This window comes from Mesorhizobium tianshanense (assembly GCF_007830515.1).
GTDB classification, from domain to species: domain Bacteria; phylum Pseudomonadota; class Alphaproteobacteria; order Rhizobiales; family Rhizobiaceae; genus Mesorhizobium; species Mesorhizobium tianshanense.
The window spans coordinates 1-3,223 of record NZ_VLKT01000130.1 but is presented as its reverse complement, the minus strand read 5'-3'; the positions used below and the strand labels follow the sequence as shown (position 1 = coordinate 3,223).

Sequence of the window (3,223 nt, the reverse complement as noted above, 5' to 3'; positions counted from 1 at the left end):
TCGCTCGCGAGGAATAGCGTCAGACTTGCGATTTCTTTCGGCGTCGCCACGCGACCCTGGGGTACTGAATCAATATTCCTTTGTAGGATCTCGTCGACGCTAACTGGCTTGTTATGGCCCGACACAAGCATGGGTGTATCCACGGGGCCAGGGCACACGGCATTGATGCTGATTTGCTCTTTGGCGTGATCGAGCGCCATGGCGCGTGTCAACAAAACGACCGCGCCCTTTGACGCGCAATAAGCAGCCAGCCCGGGACAGCCAACCAACCCCACATTCGAGGCTATGTTGACAATGCTGCCGCCGCCGGTCCTCCGCATAGACTTCACTGCGGCGCGGCTGAAGTAGAACACACCGCTGACATTGGCGTCGAAAGTCTGACGCCAATCATCATCCGTGGTATCGACGGCGTTTCCACGCCGGATGATCCCGGCGCTGTTCACCAGGGCGTCGACCTTTCCGAACCTTTCTACAGTAGATTCAATCACGTGGTCGGCGAAGGCCGAGTCAGCGACATCGCCGAGCATCAATTCGGCCTGACAATCGAGTTTCTCAACCGACTTCAGCACTCTTTGGCCCCGCTCCCGATCGCGGCCGACCAATCCGAGTGACGCCCCTGTCGCGGCGAAGGCCTCTGCGATGGCCTCCCCTATCCCCGACGTCGCGCCAGTCACGATAACAACCTTCTTGGAATTCGTCATAGTATCGCCAAGTAAAAGTGATGAGGCCTAGTGAGTAGTTTAGGCGGACTGCTTACTGATCAAAGCTCGCATACCGCTAGTTCCTACCTTTTCGCCAGAGACCAAAAAATCATACAGTGAACAAGCTAAAGTTATTCCCATGCCTAGGACACGGTGACCACCTCGTGGCAGCTTTTGCAAGTGTCGCCTTGCATCGGCTGCCAGTTTCGACAGCAAGATTTGCGGTATCGAGGTCATGGCCGCTCCTCCGTCGGTGCACTGAGCTTCTCGGGCACCCGGAAGACCCAATAGTGCGCGTCCTCCTCGGCGACGTATCTGCCGTTCCTTAGACACTGTGCCGGTATAAGGACGCCCTCATCCTGCAGACGCCGCACCTCGCCTTCAAATGATGTCGTCTCCGCATAGCTCTTGCGGGTGCTTACAATGACGAAGCCGTTCGGGCGGGTGACGCGAGCCAGCTCGCGCAACCCATCCGGTCGGACGTGTCCGAGCGTGAGGACGCCGCAGCAGACGGTTAGGTCATAGCTCGCGCTGGAGTAGTCGGAGAGCCGCCCGTTAAGGTCGACATCGCCTCGGGCATGGCGGTAGACGCCGGTTTGCCGGGCTTTTTCGGCCATCTCTTCGGAGAGATCGAACCCGTCAATCAAGCGGAAGCCGAGGCGTTCCAGTTCCACGCCGACGAGCCCTGTTCCGCAACCAGCGTCCAGGATTGCGATGGCATTTCGCTGCCCGGCCAAATAGGCCGTCTGCACGGCGCCTGCCAGTTCCGCCACGATCATCGGCCCGCAGTACCCGACGCGGGCCTGATCCAGATCGAAGGCACTCGCCCATCCGCGATATAAGTGGGCCAAGCGAACCGTGTCGCCATCGAGGGCATGGGATGCCTTCATGCGCTCTCGTGCGGCTTGCTCCGGTGCTGTTTGCTGATCCAGGGTGTTCATAACAGTTCCTCTATGTAGGGGCAGATGGGTGCGGCACTGCATTCATGGGCGCGCAATGACCGCGGCTGAAACCACGGACTGTTCCTTGCCACTATGCGGAGCATGGTTGTTTGACCATGCGAAGAAGTCTAGACACAAGGTAATCACGTCGACGTCCTGTAGCGGAAACATATGTCCACCCTCTCGGCTTGATCCGCCCGGCAGGATTGGTCTGCAATTCCTGACCTGGCTGCTGCCGGTCCTGCATGGACGCTCTCCACGATAAGCCATCGACACTCCCAAGATGGTTAGCAGAAAGCGAAGATTTGATATTCTCAACAGCGACTGTACCAGCGGCATGCAGGGGCAAAAAGGTGATTTTTGAGAATTTTATATTACATTGCGTTACAATTTTGAGATATACTTATTTTTCATTTATCTCCAGAAACTAAACCGACATAGTTCTGTAATAACACTACAACAATCCTTCCGCGTGACGACGTTGTATTGGAAATAAATCAGCAGGGGGATCGCTGCAGGAGACTAGCCTCGGCGCCGGGCCGGTACGCATTGGGGCGTAAGTCAGTATCCTTGCGCGTCAATCTCAGATGCTCTTTTCGAGCCCTCGTAGGAGCTCTGCTGCTCGAACGTATTATTCAAAGCCTTAAATGAGAGTGCATCAGCAGCGAAGCCCACCGTGTCACGGACTCGACAAAACCGATAGTTAGTGTCGGCACCGGGGTCGTGGTCGAGTAGCTCAGCCATTCGGCTTTCGCCCTCACAGATCCGGGCGGGCGGATTTCCCGCACCCGGCTCTTCCCGAGGGTAACCCGCGTCATATCCGTGCTTGCGCCCAAGTTCGAGTGATGCGCGGAGTTGGCAGGGGGAAGCGCGCCGTCAGGGTCTCGAACTCCGACCAGCCCATGCGCCGGCTTTTCTGGCTGCGCCGTCTCAGACACCGTAGCCATACCCGGCGCATTTGCCGATGGAATCCGTTGAGCGCTGGGTAGTTGTGCGGCCTGCCGTAGTAGCCGTAGTGTCCACGCAGAACGGCGGCGAACCACCTGTGCTGCGCAGCCAGTGGCGCGTGCATGAGCCGCCAGGCATCCTGGCGCAGCGCCGTCAGCTTGCGCGTCAGGCGTTTCCCTTCCGTCTTGTGCTTCACGATGAACCGGCCGTCCCGGGTCCGCCCGCAGTAGTGGGTGAAGCCCAGGAAGGCGAAGGTCTCTGGCCGCCGCTCGCCACGCCGCTGTCGTGAGAGGGCCGCGAACCGCCCAAACTCGATCAGCCGCGTCTTGTCCTCATGGAGCGTCAGGCCAAAGCCGGCCAGCCGCGCCTTGAGGGCCAACAGCATCTCCTCTGCATCGGCCTTCTTCTCAAAGCCCATGACGAAGTCGTCAGCGTAGCGCACGATCACAACACAACCGCGCGCATGGCGACGTCGCCATTGGTGGGCCCAGAGATCGAGGATGTAGTGCAGGAAGATATTGGCGAGGAGCGGGCTGATCACTCCCTGAACGCAAAAGGTAACTTTGAGTTTGACCGGTCGATTTCGCTCGATCGTTCTCGTTCTGTGCTTGATTATCGTCTTAAAAGGTAATA

General features: G+C 58.1%; 3 protein-coding genes. All 3 read right to left on the bottom strand.

Features of this window, described 5'->3' with window-relative positions; all coding sequences use genetic code 11:
* On the bottom strand, positions 1-701 hold a 701-nt coding region (locus IQ26_RS38695; protein WP_145723554.1), incomplete at its 3' end, for an SDR family NAD(P)-dependent oxidoreductase.
* A 233-nt stretch (positions 702-934) separates the two neighbouring features.
* Entirely contained in the window at positions 935-1,642 is a 708-nt protein-coding gene (locus IQ26_RS38690; RefSeq protein WP_145723553.1) for a class I SAM-dependent DNA methyltransferase, read from the bottom strand.
* An 814-nt stretch (positions 1,643-2,456) separates the two neighbouring features.
* Positions 2,457-3,223, bottom strand: a 767-nt coding sequence (locus IQ26_RS38680; RefSeq protein WP_240547480.1) for a reverse transcriptase domain-containing protein, incomplete at its 5' end; no start/stop codon positions are given.